We start from the raw sequence: 14,927 nt of genomic DNA on the forward strand, positions 1-14,927 counted from the left end.
GCGTCATGAGGTGGCCGGCGTCCGCTCCGATCTCACCCCTTGACACCCTCTGGTGTCCGCCCTACTTTTCGCTGAAATGGATTTCACAGGGTGCGCGGCCCGGCTCCGGGCCCGCCCCGCACCCCACCCATGAAGGCACATAACACGATGACGACCTTTGGACTCGACGGCATCTCCCGCAGGACCCGTGCCGTGAGCCGTTCGATCAGCGCCGAGAACTTCACCGGTGCCAAGTCCGGCGGCGGCCGGGCCACCGAGGGCACCGGAGCGGTCGCGGCGAGCAGGCTGGGGCCGGGCTGGAAGATCTCCCCGAGCATCGACATCGCCGCAGGCGAGACCGCGGTGCTCGCCGACATCGAGGGGCCGGGCACCATCCGGCACCTGTGGTGCACCACCGACCCGCACACGGCCTGGCGGGGCTCCCTGCTCCGGATGTACTGGGAGGGGGAGGAGACCCCGGCCGTCGAGGTGCCGCTCGGCGACTTCTTCTGCAACGGCTGGAACACATTCAGCCAGGTCTCGTCCGTGCCCGTCGCCGCCAACCCCAACGGCGGTTTCAACGCGTACTGGCCCATGCCGTTCCGCCGCAGCGCCCGCATCACCCTGGAAAACCTGACCGCCGAGAAGGTCACCCTCTACTACCAGGTCGACTACGAACTGGACGAGGTCGGCGAGGACGCCTCCTACTTCCACGCGCAGTGGCGGCGCAGCCACCCGGTGCCGTACGGCGAGGTGCACACCCTGCTCGACGGGGTCACCGGCGCCGGCAGCTATGTCGGCACCTACCTCGCCTGGGGCGTCAACAGCCCCGGCTGGTGGGGCGAGGGCGAGTTCAAGTTCTACCTCGACGGCGACGAGGAGTTCCCGACGATCTGCGGCACCGGCACCGAGGACTACTTCGGCGGCGCCTGGAACTTCGACGTCCCCGGCCAGGGCTACACCGCCTACACCACGCCCTACCTGGGCCTGAACCAGATCCTGCGACCCGACGGGCTCTACCGCAGCCAGCAGCGGTTCGGGATGTACCGCTGGCACGTCCTCGACCCCGTCCGCTTCTCCCGGGACCTGCGCGTCACCGTGCAGAGCCTCGGCATCGGCCCCGGCCAGGGCAACGGCCTGCCGCACCGCTACCGGCACACCAGCGACGACATAGCCAGCACCTCGCTCTTCTACCTGGACGCCCCCAGCTCGGCCTCCCGTCCGGCCACACCCGACCTGCTGACCCTCGAAGTCGACTGACCGCCGCCCCCGTTCTCCGTCCGCCACCCCCCTTGCTTTTCCTCCATCCGGCCCCATCCCACTCCGACAGGAGCGCACGCATGCTCCAGCACGGCAACGACGCCGGGCGCCCGGCCACCACGTCACGCCGGCGTTTCCTCACCGCGGCGGCGGGCACCGGCGCGGCCCTCGCCTCCCCGGCCCTGCTCACCGGTTGCGGCACGGCACAGGCGAAGGGGGGCAACCTCCAGTTCTGGAACTTCTACGGCCCCCAGCGCTCGCCCGACCCCGCGATCAACGCCCAGTCCAAGTGGTTCGTGGACATGGTCAACGCGTGGAACCGCACCCACAAGAGCCAGATCGACCTCGTCTACCTGCCCCAGCCCACCTACCTCAACGGCTTCAAGCTGCCGTCCGCCTTCGCCACCGGCGAGGGCCCGGACATCTTCCTGCTCTCGCCCGGCGACTTCCTGCGCTACTACAACGGCGGCGTCCTCGCGGACCTCACCCCGCACATGGACAAGGCCGCCATCGACGACTACGGCTCCGCACTCGACAGCCGCAAGGTCGACGGCAAGGTCTACGCCCTCCCGATGGAGATCGAGCCGCTGGCCATGTTCTACGCCCAGGACGTGTGGGAGAAGGCCGGTCTGTCCGAGGCCGACATCCCCACCACCTGGGACCAGATGCTCGACATCGGCGACAAACTGCGGACGAAGACCCGGGCGGGCCTGGTCTTCGAGACCCAGCCCGGCTACTACCAGAACTTCACCTGGTACCCGTGGATGTGGCAGGGCGGCGGCGACGTCCTGGACCACCAGGGCAAGGTCGTCTTCGACTCCCCGGCCACCCGCCAGGCTCTCGCGCTGTGGCAGGACGCCGTACGCCACGGCATCGCCCCGCGCGTCGTGCCCGCCGCCGACGACGTGATCGGCGGCTTCAAGGGCGGCAACGTCGCCATGTGGCAGCAGGGCATCTGGAACGTCTCCAGCTTCAAGGCGTTCGCGCCCAAGTACCGCTACGGCGTCTTCAAGCTGCCCGTACCGTCGGGCGGCAGTTACGTCACCACGCTCGGCGGCTGGTCCTTCTGCGCCAACGCCCAGGGCCGCAACCCCGAGGCGGCGGCCGAGTTCTGCGCCTGGGCGCTCGGCTCCATGAAGGACGACTCGATCAACCGGATGGTCGACTGGTGCGTGGGCGCCAAGTCCGACGTGGCGCCGCGCGCCAGCGCCCTGGAGCGGGGCGCCGCCAAGGGCGGCTACGACTCCGAGATCATGAAGAAGTTCAAGGACGAGATCTTCCCCGGCGGGCGCGCCGAGCCGCGCTACCCCCCGGTCGTCTACAAGGCGATCTCCGACGCCATCCAGGGCACCATGCTCGCCGGCCGCGGAGTCGCCGGCGAGGCGGAGAGAGCCGCACAGTCCATCGCTGCGTACACCAAGAGCTACAAGGGGGCGAGCCTGATATGAGCAGCGTCGCCGCACAACAGCGCCGGCGGGCCGCGGCCCCGGCACAGGCACCCGCCTCCGCGGACACACCGGGACTCAGCCGCAAGCACCGCGAATGGCTGGCCGCGGGCCTCTTCCTCGCGCCCGACGTGCTGGGCCTCCTCGTCTTCGTCGCGATCCCGATGGTGCTCTCCATCGCCCTGAGCTTCTTCCAGGTCAGTGGCTTCGGCTCGTACCAGTGGATCGGGCTCGGCAACTACCAGCGGATGATGCACGACCCGCTGTTCTGGGACTCGATGAAGATCACCGGCGAGTACGTCGTGATCCTCGTCCCCGTCCTTTTCTGCGTGAGCCTCGGCCTCGGCCTGCTGGTGAAGCAGAAGCTGCCCGGCGTCGGCGTCTACCGCACCGCGCTCTTCCTGCCGTACGTGATCAGCCTCGTGGTGGTCGGTGTGCTGTGGAAGTTCCTGCTCGACGACCAGACGGGAGCGGTCAACCGGGCCATGCGGGCCGCCGGTTTCGACGGCGAGTCCTGGCTCGGCAGCCCTTCCCTGGCCCTCGGCTGTGTCATCGCCATCATGGTCTGGGTGATGATGGGCTACTACATGATCATCTTCCTGGCGGGGCTCCAGGAGATCCCCAGGGAGTTCTACGAGGCCGCCAAGCTGGACGGTGCCGGACCGTGGACCACCTTCCGGACCATCACCTGGCCGCTGCTGCGCCCCACCAGCTTCTTCGTCCTGCTGATGTCGACGGTCGCCGCCATCAGCGGAGGCCTCGACCTGATCTTCGTGCTGACCAACGGCGGCCCCGCCAACGGCACTTCACTGGCGATCTTCTACATCTACCAGCAGGCCTTCGGATTCGGCGAGTTCGGCTACGCGTCGGCCATGGGGTCGTTCCTGGTGCTGATCATGGTCGTGATCTCCGCCGTGATCTTCAAGCTCACTTCAGGCGGGAGGTTCGACGATGGCGAGTGACGCCCTGACGACCCGGGCGGGCCGGCGTCGGCTTCGCTCCTCACGCACGGGACTCACGGTCCTGGCCGTCGTCCTGTCGCTGATCAGCATCTTCCCGGTGCTGTGGATGGTCACGTCGTCCTTCAAGACCCGGGCCACCGTCACCGACGGCAACCTGATCCCGAAGGACTTCACCTTCGACAACTTCGTCTACGTCTTCACCGAGGTCCCCTTCGCCCGCTACCTCTGGAACAGCTTCTTCGTCTCCGCCGTGATCACCGTGGTGGCGCTGTTCTTCCACTCCATGGCCGCCTACGCGCTCGCCCGGCTGCGCTTCCCGGGCCGCGAGAAGCTCTTCGGCGCGATCTTCGCCACCCTGCTGGTCACGGCCCCGGTCGTGCTGATACCGCTGTTCCTGGTCGCCCGTGAGCTGGGCCTGCTCAACAGCTACGCCGGACTGATCGTCCCGGCCATCTTCAACGCCTTCGGCATCTTTCTGCTGCGCCAGTTCTACCTGGGCCTGCCCAAGGAGTTGGAGGAGGCGGCGATCGTCGACGGCTGCGGACACTGGCGGGTGTACTGGAACATCGTCCTGCCGATGTCCCGGCCCATCCTCTCCGCCCTTGCGATCTTCTTCTTCCTCGCCAACTGGAACGCCTTCGTCTGGCCGCTGGTCGCCACCAACGACCAGTCCCTGACGGTGGTCCAGCTCGGCATCGCCTCGTTCCAGAACCAGTACACCTCCAACTGGAACTACATCCTGGCGGCGGCCACGGTCGCGGCACTGCCCATGCTGGTGCTGTTCTTCGTCTTCCAGCGGCAGATCGTGGAGTCGATCAAGACGTCCGGGCTGAAGTAGCTCCGGACCTGCCGTGGGCCCGGGCGTGCGGCGGCGCAGGGCCCACGAAAAGGGCGCGGTACCGGTCACCCGACCGGCACCGCGCCCTTGGTGTGCCCGGCCGGGCTCACGGCCCGGCGGTGCTCTCCCGCACCTGCAGCCTGGTGCGCAGCACCACGGTCTGCAGCGGCGACGGTTTGCCCTCGATGCGCTGCAGCAGCAGATCGGCAGCGGTACGGCCCAGCTCGTACGAGGGCAGCTCCACGGCGGTCAGGGACGGCCGCAGCAGCGACGCCCACGGCACGTCGCCGAAGGACAGCACACCGACGCCCGGCGGAGTGCGCCCGACCTCGCGCAGCGCGTCCAGGACGCCGATCGTCATGAGGTTGTTGGCGACGAACACGGCGTCCGGCGGCTCGGGCAGCGCCAGCAGCTCACGCATCGCGGCCCGGCCGCCCTCGACCCGGAAGTCCGCGTGCCGTACGTAGGCGTCGCCGGCCGGGGCGGCGTCGCCCGCGGAGTACAGCGCCGTGCGGTATCCGGCGAGGCGCTCCTCGGAGGTGGAGGCGCCCCGGGGGCCGGTGATGCAGGCGATCCGGCGGTAGCCGGCCCGCAGCAGATGACGGGTGGCCACCTCGCCGCCGTGCTGGTTGTCCACCTGCACCGCGTCCACCTCGGCCGCGTGCGGCCGGCGGTCCACGGCGACCACGGGCACGCCCCGGGCGATCAGCGGCGCCAGGTCCGTCTCGTCCTGCGAGGCCGCGGCCACGATCACACCGGCCATCTGTTCGCCGAGGGCGACCTCGAGGTAGCGGCGTTCCTTGTCGGTGTCCTCGTCGGAGTTGCACAGGACGACCGAGAGGCTGGTGCGCTGCGCGGCGTCCTCGACCCCGCGGGCGAGCGAGGTGAAGAAGGGGTTCTCGATGTCCGGGATGATCAGGGCGATCACGCTGGAGCGCTGCTTGCGCAGCGAGCGGGCCACCCGGTTGGGCGCGAAGCCGAGAGCCGCGGCGGCCTGCTGGACGGACAGGGCGCGTTCCGGCGTGACCCTGCCGCCGTTGAAGACACGCGAGACCGTCGCCGGGGACACCCCGGCGGCTCGCGCCACGTCATGGATCGTCACCACCTGAGTGCGCATCCTTTCAGCCGTGTGTAGGAACACCCTACCCTGCAGCTGAAAAGGATTTCATCCCCTCGAATTGGGCCCCATGTTCTCGGTCGCCCCCCTACGGGCGGCGGGGCGGGCGGCGCGGCGTCAGTAGCCGCCCGGGAGGCTCCGCACCCTGCGCAGGGCCTCCGGGCCGGCGTCGCTGTGCCAGCGGTTCGGGTCGGCGGGGCGGCGTCCCCACAGCAGCAGGACGCGTACGGCCGCGTCGCTCTCGATCGTGGCGGGGCCCAACCGCCCCGACAGCGAGGTCCCCTGTCCGCTGGCCCATGCCTACTGGTACGAGTGGTACACGGCCACGGCCACGGCCCGGGGCCGGGCGGCACTGGAGGAGGACCGGCGCGCCTTCTGCCGCTACCTGTGGCGGTCCTGGTCACCGGGGTGGGAATTCACCCAGGCCGCATTCGACACGGCCGCCGCGGCGTGGGACAACCCCGACTGGGCCGAGATCAGTGTCCACGCCTACCTGCACCGCTGGGGTGAGGCGGACGGCGACCCGGCCTACCAGGACATCGAAGACCGCCTCGCCGAGCCGCCGCCGGTGCGGGTCCCCTCCCTGGTGCTCCACGGCGAGCGTGACGGCGACAACCTCGCAGAGACCACCGAGGGCAAGGACGAGATGTTCACCGGCCCGTACGAACGGGCCCTGCTGCCCGGTGTCGGTCACTTTCCGCCCAGGGAGGCGCCCCCGCGGCCACGGCGCAGGCGATCCTCTGCCTGGCGGCGGACCCGGCGGCTTCCCGCCGTTGACCTCCAGGACCGTCGTCCGGCCGGGCCGGCCCGCCGTTGCGGGCGCGAGAACCGCCCCGCCTCCCCTTCCCTTGGTGGACAGGGCCTCCGAGTGCCCGGTGCCGGATGCGAGAGGCGCCGTGCGCCGGCCCTGCCTGCCCTCGCCGAGCCACGCCGTCCGCAAGCGCCGTACGGCCCGCACTGTGCGGACGTGCGGAGCCTGTGGCCGAGTGGTGCAATGGCCGCAGCGGTGACCATGAGCTCGGCATGCCGTGACGCGGTCGCATCCGTCTCCCGCGTCCGGAACACGTGCTGTGGGCCGAGGCGGACGAGGAGGAGTTCCCGATGACCTCGCACCAGCAGCCCCTACCCGCGCCGCCCGCGCAGCCCGCCGCACCGCAGCCCCTGTCCGAAGCGGCCTTCCGCGAGCTGTATCGCCGGTTGCGGGACCCGAACCCGGACGGTGGCGAGGAGCGGCGCGGCGCCCTGGACCGGCTGACGCCCGAGCGCGTGGTGGCGGCCGCCGCCGAGGTCCGGTGCGGGCGTACCGTGTCGTTGGCCGCGCCCGTCGAGACGCGGCCCGGTCCCGACAGCCCGGAGCCCGCCACCCATCGGATGACGGCTCCCACGCACCGGGAGAGCGCCGAACCCGGGCTCACCTTCGCCCGTGACCGGTTCGCCATGAACGTGCACGGTGATGTCGACAGTCACCTCGACGCGCTGTGCCACGTGATCTTCGACGGAGAGCTGTACGGCGGTGTCCCGTCGAGCACCGTGACACCCGACGGGGCCGGAGCGCTCACCCTCGATCTGGTGCGTGACGGCATCGTCGGCCGGGGCGTCCTCCTGGACATCCCGCGGCTGCGCGGTGTGCCGTGGCTCGAACCGGGCGCCCAGGTGACCGCCGAGGACCTCGTCGCGGCCGAGACCGCCCAGGGGACCACGGTCGGTCCGGGTGACCTGCTGTTCGTACGCGTAGGACACCGCCTGCGGCGCCGGGACCTCGGACCATGGGACGTGACGCGGGCCCGGGCGGGCCTGCATCCGACGGCGATGGGCTTCCTGGCCGAACGGCATGTGTCCGTCCTGGGGTCGGACGGCAACAGCGACGCCGCGCCGAGTGCGGTCGCCGGGGTCGCGTTTCCCGTGCACGTGCTGGCGGTCAACGCCATGGGGCTGCACCTGCTGGACTACCTGGACTTCGAGGAACTGGCGGAGGTGTGCGAGGAGCAGGGGCGCTGGCACTTCCTGTGCGTGGTCGCCCCGCTGCGCCTCCCGGCGGCGACCGGCTCCCCGGTGAACCCGATCGCCGTTCTGTGACCTGCCGGTGTGCGGCCCGCTCCGGGTGCTGTACCCCTGCACGGCGCGTACGTTCGAAGAGGAAAGAGCCGCAACGGCCCCGCAGACCACGCGAGCACGAGCAAGGACGGTGGTTGCCGTGGACGCCCTGCCTTCGTACGACGTCATCGTGATCGGTACCGGAGCCGGCGGCGGCACGCTGGCCCACCGCCTCGCTCCGTCGGGCCGACGCGTGCTCATCCTCGAACGCGGCGACTACCTGCGGCGCGAACGCGACAACTGGGACTCCACGGCCGTGTTCGTCAAGGCCAAGTACCGGGCCCCGGAGTTCTGGCTCGACAGTCACGGCAACGAGTTCCCGCCCGAGGTGAACTACTACGTCGGCGGAAACACCAAGTTCTACGGCGCGGCCCTGTTCCGGCTGCGCCCCGAGGACTTCGGGGAACTGCGCCACCACGACGGCATCTCTCCCGCCTGGCCCCTCGGTTACGACGACCTGGAGCCGTACTACACCCAGGCGGAGCACCTCTACCTGGTGCACGGCCGGCACGGCGAGGATCCCTGGGAAGGTCCGTGCAGTGCGCAGTACGCCTACCCGCCGGTCGAACACGAGCCGCGCATCGAGCAGTTGGGCCACGACCTGGAGAAGCAGGGGCTGCACCCCTTCCACCTGCCGATCGGGGTCAACCTGACCCAGGACGCGCTGGGCCGCGCAACCCACTCCAGCGTCTGCATCCGCTGCAACCGGGTGGACGGTTTCCCGTGTCTGGTGCGCGCCAAGTCCGACGCCCAGGTGATCTGCGTGGAGCCGGCACTGGAGCACCCCAACGTGGACATGATCACCAACGCGCGGGTGACACGGCTGGAGACCGACGCCACCGGGCGCAGCGTCACCGGCGTCGTCACCCAGCTCCCCGACGAGGACGAGGCCCGGTTCTCGGCGGACGTCGTGGTCGTGGCCTGCGGGGCCGTCAACTCCGCCGCCCTGCTGCTCGCTTCGGCCGACGACCGGCATCCGCGCGGGCTGGCGAACAGCTCGGACGTCGTAGGCCGGTACTACATGCGCCACAACAACCTTGCGCTGATGGCCATTTCGAAGGAACCCAACGACACCCAGTTCCAGAAGACCCTCGCCCTGCACGACTGGTACCTGGGCGCGGACGACTGGGACTACCCGCTCGGCGGGATCCAGATGCTCGGCAAGTCGGACGCCGAGCAGATCCACGGCGAGGCCCCGCGCTGGGCCGGAGCGGTGGCGCCGGACATGCCGTTCGAGGTCCTGGCCCATCACGCCGTCGACTTCTGGCTGTGCGGAGAGGACCTGCCGCAGCCGGACAACCGGGTGACGCTGGAAGCCGGCGGCAGGATCCGGCTCACGCTCGACGAGGGCAACAACATCGGCGGCCTGACGCGCCTGCGGCACAAACTGCAGCACATGCTCGGCCATCTGGGCATGCACGAGCACCGGCTGCTGTCCCGCAGCATCTACCTGCACAAGGGCATGCCGATCGGCGCGACCGCGCACCAGGCCGGCACCGTGCGCTTCGGCACCGACCCGGCGTCCTCGGCCCTGGACGTCAACTGCAAGGCCCACGACCTGGACAACCTCTACGTCGTCGACACCAGCTTCTTCCCGAGCATCGGCGCGGTCAATCCGTCCCTGACGGCCATCGCCAACGCCCTCCGCGTGGGCGACCACCTGAAGGAACGGCTGGGCTGACCTCGGCCGCCCGGACTCCGACGCCCGGACTCGGCCGCCCGGACTCCGACGACCGGGCGAAGATGCTCAGCCGGGCAGCGCAACGCGATCCGCTCCGGGATGCCGCCGTTCCTCGCCGGTGCTTGCCTGATGGCTGGACCACCGGGCGACGGGCCCGGCGGGGACGGGCGCGCAGTGGAGGAGCAGGACATCGTGAGTTCCACCGAGGGGGCACCCCAGGGCGTGATCCCCGCCCACCTGCTGAAGGGGCAGAAGGCACTGGTGACCGGCGCGAACTCCGGAATCGGCAGGGCGACGGCCGTCGCCCTGGGCCGGGCGGGGGCCGATGTCGTGGTGAACTACGTGGCCGGCCGCGAGGACGCCGAGAAGGTGGTCGAGGAGATCACCGGCTTCGGGGTCCGGGCGGCCGCCTACGAGGCGGACGTGTCCCAGGAGGACCAGGTCGTCGCCATGACGGACCGGATGGTCCAGGAGTTCGGCACGATCGACATCCTGGTCGCCAACGCGGGACTGCAGCGGGACGCGGCGGTCACCGACATGACCCTCGCCCAGTGGCAGAAGGTCCTGGACGTCAACCTCACCGGACAGTTCCTCTGCGCCCGTGAGGCGACCAAGGAGTTCCTGCGCCGCGGGATCGTCCCCGAGGTGTCGCGCGCCGCCGGGAAGATCATCTGCATGAGCTCGGTCCACCAGATCATCCCCTGGTCCGGTCACGTCAACTACGCCTCCTCCAAGGGCGGCGTGCAGATGATGATGGCGACGCTCGCCCAGGAACTCGCCCCCAAGCGCATCCGCGTGAACGCGGTCGCCCCCGGAGCCATCAAGACGCCCATCAACCGCACCGCCTGGGAGACCCCCGAGGCGCAGCAGGACCTCCTGCGGCTGATCCCGTACAAGCGCATCGGTGACCCCCAGGACATCGCCCACGCCGTCGTCGCCCTCGCTTCCGACCTCATGGACTACGTCGTCGGCACCACCCTGTACGTCGACGGCGGGATGACCCTCTTCCCCGGCTTCGCCACCGGCGGCTGACCCAGCCCACCGTGCCGGCCCCAGGAGGGACATCACATGCTCCTGCTGCCGGCGGACGTACCGCCGCAGACGCTGCCGCCCAGATCGATGATGGCCTTCACCCTGGCCTCCCACATCATCCTCGTGCCCTGGGCGTGGCGCTGCCGCTGATCACGCTCGTCATGCACGGCTACGGTCTGCGCCGTGACGACGCCACCGCCCTGCTGCTGGCCCGGCGGTGGCCGGCCGTCATGGCGGTCCAGTTCGCGATCGGCGTGGTCACCGGCACCGGTCCATGGCGAGCTGGAGGGCCTCACCGACGTGGACCTGCGCCGCGGCGGCGCCGGTGACCAGGGCTGACCTCGGCGCGACGGCCGGCTGGAACCGGTCGCCGATGCGCTGTGAACCGGGCCCGGGCTACCGCTCGTCGAGCGCCTTGTCGAGGGTGAGGGCCGCGTCGATGAGGGCGAGATGCGTGAACGCCTGGGGGAAGTTGCCCAGTTGACGGCCCGTCGGGTCGATCTCCTCCGAGTACAGGCCCAGATGGTTGGCGTACCCCATCATCTTCTCGAACACCAGCCGTGCCCTGTCCGTCCGCCCCGCGCGGGCCAGGGCGTCGACGTACATGAACGTGCACAGCGAGAAGGTGCCCTCCGAGCCGTGCAGCCCGTCGGGCGAGGCCTCGGGGTTGTAGCGGTAGACCAGGCTGTCGCTGACCAGTTCCCGCTCCATGGCGTCCAGGGTCGATGCCCACATCGGATCCTCGGCGCTGAGGAACCCGACCGTCGCCATGCGCAGCAGCGAGGAGTCCAGTACGTCACTGCCGTAGTGCTGGACGAAGGCCTTCCGTTCCTCGCTCCACCCCTTGGCCATGACCTGCTCGTAGACGGCGTCCCGCTCGGTCCGCCACCGTCCGGCCGCCGACGGCCAGCCCTTCGACTCGGCGAGGCGCAGAGCGCGGTCGAACGCCACCCAGGACATGACCCGGCCGTAGGTGAAGTCCTGGCGCCCGCCGCGGGTCTCCCAGATACCCTCCTCCGCCTGGTCCCAGTGGTCGGCCAGCCAGTCCAGGTCCGCCCGCATCGAGGTCCATCCCCCGTGCCCGACCTGGAAACCGTGTTGGTGCGCGAAGTAGATGCTGTCCAGCGCCTCGCCGTAGATGTCCAGTTGGAGCTGCGTCGCGGCGCCGTTGCCGATCCGTACCGGCGCGGAGCCCGCATAGCCCTCCCAGTGGTCGAGGATCTGCTCGTTCAGGTCGGCCGAGCCGTCGACCTTGTACATGATGTTGAGCGGGCCCGTGGTCCCGCCGCTGCCGGCCCGCTCCTTGACCCGGTCGCTCAGCCAGACGATGAACGCCCGGGCCTCCTGCGTGAAGCCCAGCCCCAGCAAGGCGTACACGGAGAAGGAGGCGTCACGGATCCAGGTGAAGCGGTAGTCCCAGTTGCGTTCGCCGCCCAGTTGCTCCGGGAGAGCCGCCGTCGGGGCGGCCACCACGGCACCGCTGGGTGCGAAGGTCATGAGCTTCAGCGTGATCGCGGAACGCTCCACCACTTCCCGCCAGCGCCCGGTGTAGCGCGACTGCGCCAGCCAGGAGCGCCAGAACGCCACGGTCTCGTCGAAGAGCCGTTGGTATGCGTCCAGGCGGATCTCGGCGGGCGGCCCCTCGGCGCCCGTCTCCAGCATCAGCCCGCGATGCTGACCGGCCTGCAGCGTCAGCGAGAGGTGCAGGTCGGCACCCTGGTCCGTGAGCACGTCCACGAGCCGCTCGTCCTGCGGTTCACGGATGGGGTGCACGGTGAGTTCCGTGCCGTCCTCCGCGGCGAAGACCGCTCCGTGCTGGGTGATGTGCAACTCGTGCTTCCTGCGCCCGTAGTCGAACCGCGGGGCGATCTCCACCTGGAACGTCATGCTGCCGCGCACACAGCGGACCAGCCGCACCAGCCGGTGGCGGGAGGTGGTCGTCGTACCGGTCACGGGCATGAAGTCGAGCACCTCACCGGCGCCCCCCTCGGTCATGAACCGGGTCACCAGGACCGCCGTGTCGGGCAGGTACAACTGCTTGGTCGCATGGGTCCGGTGCGCCGGCCGGACCGTGCAGTGCCCGCCGTTGCCCTTGTCCAGCAGCGCCCCGAAGACACTCGGCGAGTCGAACCGCGGGGAGCAGAACCAGTCGACCACGCCCTCGGTCGTCACCAGCGCCGCCGTCTGCAGGTCGCCGATCAGACCGTGGTTCTCGATCAGCGGGTAGTCGTCCATTGGGGCGCCCCTTTCGGTGTGCGATTCACCCGGACGCACCCCCTCGATCAGCGTAAGCCGCGGGTGCTGCCCGGGCTCGTCGATCGGGATGCGCGCGCTGTGCGCCGGTCGTGGACCCGGCCGTCCGCCCAGTGCGGTGCACGGACCGTCCACGGACCGCGACGGACGTCCCCACCGTGCGGGTCCATCGGACCTGGCGAATAGTGAAGGAAGGGCGACGTCCCCGGCAACACCCGTATCCCGGGAGGCCCCATGCCTTCTTCACGCTCGCTGGCCGCGCTCGTCGGCATCGTGCTGTCCGGCCTCGCGCTCAGCGCCTGCCAGGACCAGGCGTCCGGTCAGGTGGTGGCGCGCAACGGACTCAGGCTCGTGGAGACGCTCTCCAACCCGTCGATCCACGGATGTCACCGTTTCCCCGAGGGCGTGACCCACGTCAACAACCAGACGCAGAGCAGCTTGCTCCTGTATACGACACCCGACTGCACCGTGCCCCAGGGTGGGCAGAGCACCTACCTGGACATCGGAGCGGCGGACCAGGTCGTCAGTGCCACCGGCCTGTGGCGCAGCTTCTCCTTCGCCCCCGAGTGACGACGCGGGCTCATCGGCCCCATCCCGGTTCCAGGCTGTCGAGGAGGGCGTGGAAGGCCTTGTCGGCCCGCTCCCAGTGACCGTCCGCCAGAGGGGCGACCAGGAGGCCGAGTGAGGCGTCTGCCAGGAGGGTGGCCTGTGTCCGGGCCCGGTCCTGGCTCATGCCGAGGTCACGGAAGACGGAGACCAGCAGGCCCGTCCATTCGGTGACGATGTCACGCATGACGGGTCCGTAGCGGTCCGGGTGAAGCACGCTGGCACTCATGATCTCGACGTACAGCGGGAGCGAGGCGCGTACGTCCGGGTCGGCGAACTGGCGCCACACCTCTTCCATGAAGCGGCGCAGCCCTGCGGGGTCCGTGGGCGGGCCGACGGTCTCCAGCAGGTCGCGCGTGCGCAGCAGGGGGCGGCGCTCGTAGAGGGCGAGCGCCTCGGCGACCATCCGTTCCTTGGTGCCGAAGTAGTACAGGAGCATGCGGTCGCTGGTCCCCAGGGCCCGGGCCAGGGGGCGCAGCGAGAGATCCGCGAGGCCGTTGCGCAGCACGTACTCGCGGACCCGGTCGAGAAGGTCGCGACGCTTGGCTTGATCGGGCGGGCGAGGCATGGGGGCTCCTGGGCACGTGAGGGGGCGCAGTGCGCGATGTCCTTTATTACTTTTATTTCTTTTTGGTCCGCTCTTTACCGTAGCGTCCGCTACGTCTATATTGGAGGTGTAGCGACTGCTACATGCAAGAGCCTGGCGCATTGCCGGGCACGCCACCCGGCGGACCGTCTGGCCGTCGGCCCAGAAGGGACTGATCCCCATGGCCGTCCAGGCCGTCGGCTGCCCCACAGCCTTTCGCCGGGCAGGGCGGTCCACACGTGCCGCTGGGCCCACGTGGTTCGCCAGGCAGTGGGCCCTGTGGTCCCGCATGCTCGCGCCGTTGCGCCCGCTGGACGCACCGCGCGGCCGGGCCACCGTCTGGGACGCCTCCTGGCCCCTGCGGCGGGAGCTGACCTCCGCGGGCCGGGCCCGGCACCTGGTGACCGGGCAGCTGAGCGACTGGGACCTGGGCGACCTGGCCGACACCGCCGAACTGCTGGTCAGCGAGCTGGTCACCAATGCCCTGCGGCACACGCGCGGCCCGCTCAGGCTCAACCTGCGGCTGCGCCACTCCCGCCTGCTGTGCGAGGTCGAGGACACCGAGTCCGCCGGCCCCGCACGCAGCGTCGCCGACGCGGACGCGGAGGGTGGCCGTGGCATCGAGCTCCTCGATCTGCTCGCGGATGCGTGGGGCAGCACCAGGACGGGCACCGGCAAGACCATGTGGTTCGAGCTGCGGGCCGAGGACCGTCTGGGGGACTAGGCGCCAAGGGCTGTCCCGAGAGCGGCTTACCGGCCGTATGTCAGATTGACCGGTCTCATGTCAGAAGTCGGCAGTACGACACGGGTGATGGCCCGATCCGGCACGGCGGGACGGAGCCCGGTCGACCGAGGCCGGCCGGGCTCCACAACCTTCTTGTCCGCGCTGTCACCGCCATACTCGCGCGCGGTGACGCCCCCTGGTCCCGAGGCCGGTGACAGGCGCGCCGAAGGAGTTCGCGAGGGGAAACACTGCCCCGTCCTTCGAGCGGCGGCCGCACGGCCGGTCCCGGCCGGGGTCGATGCCGGCCGTGAAGCAGCACGCGGCGATCAGCGTCATGACCCGGAGTCCTC

The 14,927-nt window shown here is 70.1% G+C and carries 13 protein-coding genes and 1 pseudogene; 10 read left to right on the top strand and 4 right to left on the bottom strand.

Annotated features, from left to right (window positions below; genetic code table 11):
• Nucleotides 1-147: 147 nt before the first annotated feature.
• The 4 genes from LMU33_RS10615 (at nucleotide 148) to LMU33_RS10630 (ending at nucleotide 4,484) form a co-directional block, all read left to right on the top strand.
• The gene (locus LMU33_RS10615; RefSeq protein WP_228619459.1) at nucleotides 148-1,239 is read left to right on the top strand and encodes a glycoside hydrolase family 172 protein; all 1,092 of its coding nucleotides are present in this window, start codon (nucleotides 148-150) and stop codon (nucleotides 1,237-1,239) included.
• An 80-nt stretch (nucleotides 1,240-1,319) separates the two neighbouring features.
• A complete protein-coding gene (locus LMU33_RS10620) occupies nucleotides 1,320-2,687 on the top strand; it encodes an ABC transporter substrate-binding protein (protein ID WP_228619460.1) in 1,368 nt (455 codons plus the stop codon).
• Complete coding sequence (locus tag LMU33_RS10625; RefSeq protein ID WP_228619462.1) at nucleotides 2,684-3,646, top strand: carbohydrate ABC transporter permease; 963 nt, start codon at nucleotides 2,684-2,686, stop codon at nucleotides 3,644-3,646. Before LMU33_RS10620 ends, LMU33_RS10625 begins: the two co-directional genes overlap by 4 nt.
• The gene (locus LMU33_RS10630; protein WP_228619463.1) at nucleotides 3,636-4,484 is read left to right on the top strand and encodes a carbohydrate ABC transporter permease; all 849 of its coding nucleotides are present in this window, start codon (nucleotides 3,636-3,638) and stop codon (nucleotides 4,482-4,484) included. The genes LMU33_RS10625 and LMU33_RS10630 overlap by 11 nt, the downstream gene beginning before the upstream one ends.
• A gap of 106 nt (nucleotides 4,485-4,590) precedes the next feature.
• Here LMU33_RS10630 and LMU33_RS10635 read toward each other — a convergent pair whose 3' ends face one another.
• Nucleotides 4,591-5,589 (bottom strand): LacI family DNA-binding transcriptional regulator, encoded by a 999-nt coding sequence (locus LMU33_RS10635; RefSeq protein WP_228619465.1) that lies wholly within the window; start codon nucleotides 5,587-5,589, stop codon nucleotides 4,591-4,593.
• A gap of 129 nt (nucleotides 5,590-5,718) precedes the next feature.
• Nucleotides 5,719-5,862, bottom strand: coding sequence for a hypothetical protein (locus LMU33_RS10640; protein ID WP_228619467.1), 144 nt, complete (start codon nucleotides 5,860-5,862; stop codon nucleotides 5,719-5,721).
• An 840-nt stretch (nucleotides 5,863-6,702) separates the two neighbouring features.
• Between LMU33_RS10640 and LMU33_RS10645 the strand changes: the two genes are divergently transcribed.
• The 4 genes and pseudogenes from LMU33_RS10645 to LMU33_RS10660 form a co-directional block, all read left to right on the top strand.
• The gene (locus LMU33_RS10645; RefSeq protein ID WP_228619468.1) at nucleotides 6,703-7,677 is read left to right on the top strand and encodes a cyclase family protein; all 975 of its coding nucleotides are present in this window, start codon (nucleotides 6,703-6,705) and stop codon (nucleotides 7,675-7,677) included.
• A 109-nt stretch (nucleotides 7,678-7,786) separates the two neighbouring features.
• A complete protein-coding gene (locus tag LMU33_RS10650) occupies nucleotides 7,787-9,376 on the top strand; it encodes a GMC oxidoreductase (RefSeq protein WP_228619470.1) in 1,590 nt (529 codons plus the stop codon).
• A 192-nt stretch (nucleotides 9,377-9,568) separates the two neighbouring features.
• Nucleotides 9,569-10,408 carry an SDR family oxidoreductase gene (locus tag LMU33_RS10655; protein ID WP_228619472.1) on the top strand — a complete coding sequence of 280 codons (840 nt, stop codon included), beginning with the start codon at nucleotides 9,569-9,571 and terminating at the stop codon, nucleotides 10,406-10,408.
• 36 nt (nucleotides 10,409-10,444) lie between these two features.
• A pseudogene (locus LMU33_RS10660) lies at nucleotides 10,445-10,677 on the top strand (cytochrome ubiquinol oxidase subunit I); the annotation flags it as partial.
• A 127-nt stretch (nucleotides 10,678-10,804) separates the two neighbouring features.
• On the opposite strand, the gene LMU33_RS10665 reads toward LMU33_RS10660, so the two are convergent.
• A complete protein-coding gene (locus LMU33_RS10665) occupies nucleotides 10,805-12,643 on the bottom strand; it encodes a glycoside hydrolase family 15 protein (RefSeq protein WP_228619474.1) in 1,839 nt (612 codons plus the stop codon).
• A gap of 252 nt (nucleotides 12,644-12,895) precedes the next feature.
• Here LMU33_RS10665 and LMU33_RS10670 point away from each other — a divergent pair, with 252 nt between their 5' ends.
• Nucleotides 12,896-13,231, top strand: a complete 336-nt coding sequence (locus LMU33_RS10670; RefSeq protein WP_228619475.1) for a hypothetical protein — start codon at nucleotides 12,896-12,898, stop codon at nucleotides 13,229-13,231.
• Nucleotides 13,232-13,241: 10 nt separating this feature from the next.
• Here LMU33_RS10670 and LMU33_RS10675 read toward each other — a convergent pair whose 3' ends face one another.
• Nucleotides 13,242-13,835, bottom strand: coding sequence for a TetR/AcrR family transcriptional regulator (locus LMU33_RS10675; RefSeq protein WP_228619477.1), 594 nt, complete (start codon nucleotides 13,833-13,835; stop codon nucleotides 13,242-13,244).
• Nucleotides 13,836-14,034: 199 nt separating this feature from the next.
• Between LMU33_RS10675 and LMU33_RS10680 the strand changes: the two genes are divergently transcribed.
• Nucleotides 14,035-14,577 (top strand): ATP-binding protein, encoded by a 543-nt coding sequence (locus LMU33_RS10680; protein WP_372477919.1) that lies wholly within the window; start codon nucleotides 14,035-14,037, stop codon nucleotides 14,575-14,577.
• Nucleotides 14,578-14,927 lie beyond the last annotated feature (350 nt).

Origin of the sequence: Streptomyces barringtoniae, from assembly GCF_020819595.1 — a bacterium.
Lineage (GTDB): Bacteria > Actinomycetota > Actinomycetes > Streptomycetales > Streptomycetaceae > Streptomyces > Streptomyces barringtoniae.